Origin of the sequence: Microbacterium sp. BF1, assembly GCF_019279095.1 — a bacterium.
Lineage (GTDB): Bacteria > Actinomycetota > Actinomycetes > Actinomycetales > Microbacteriaceae > Microbacterium > Microbacterium maritypicum.
The window spans coordinates 1-693 of record NZ_JAGYWT010000795.1; the positions used below are offsets into that span (position 1 = coordinate 1).

Here is a 693-nt window from a genome sequence, read left to right on the forward strand (position 1 = left end):
CGTGGAACGCGCACGCCAGGCCGCGGCCATCGTCCGACGCAACGCCGCCGTCGTCGCCAAGGCGGGCGGTCTGCCGCCCGGTCGCGTCCACGAGAGCACCGCGCACGCGTTCCTGCAGCGCGCGACGGGACCTTTCGACCTCGTCTTCACCGATCCGCCCTACGATCTCGACGACACCGCCATGACCGCCGATCTCGTCGCGCTCGCTCCGCTGCTGTCGGCGGACGCCGTGGTGGTCGTCGAGCGGGCCCGCCGTTCCACGCCGCCCGACTTCGGAGCAGCGAATCTGGAGCAGTTCCGCGAGAAGAGCTACGGCGACACCACAGTGTGGTGGGCTGAACCTGCCCCGGAGGCGAAGGACTCCGAGCGGCTCGATCAGCCGGCGACCGAGTCCCAGTCCCGGTAGGGGTCCCACCCGGAGAGGTCGACAGGAAGGTCGTCGCAGAGCAGGTCTTCTTCTCCGCGAGCCCGAACCGAACCGATGACGCGGAATCCCGGTGGCAGCGTTCCCTCGGGGAACGTCGCGAGCAGCGCATGGTCCTCTCCCCCCGCCAGCGCGCGTTCCGGGTCGTCTCCGAGAAGAGAGCGATCGAGGGCGATCGTGACGCCCGAAGCCGCGGCCATCCGTCGTGCGTCGAGAGCGAGCCCGTCGGAGACGTCCATCATCGCCGTGGCGCCCGCCGTGGCCGCGAC

At 70.9% G+C, this 693-nt stretch carries 1 protein-coding gene and 1 pseudogene; one reads left to right on the top strand and one right to left on the bottom strand.

The genetic code is table 11. The annotated features are described in order from the left end of the window. A partial coding sequence (locus KZA10_RS16845) for an RsmD family RNA methyltransferase (RefSeq protein ID WP_218683477.1) occupies positions 1–406 on the top strand: 406 nt, incomplete at its 5' end. Here KZA10_RS16845 and KZA10_RS16850 read toward each other — a convergent pair. Further along, positions 376–693: pseudogene (locus tag KZA10_RS16850) on the bottom strand (thiamine-phosphate kinase); the annotation flags it as partial. The gene KZA10_RS16845 and the pseudogene KZA10_RS16850 sit on opposite strands and share 31 nt — an antisense overlap.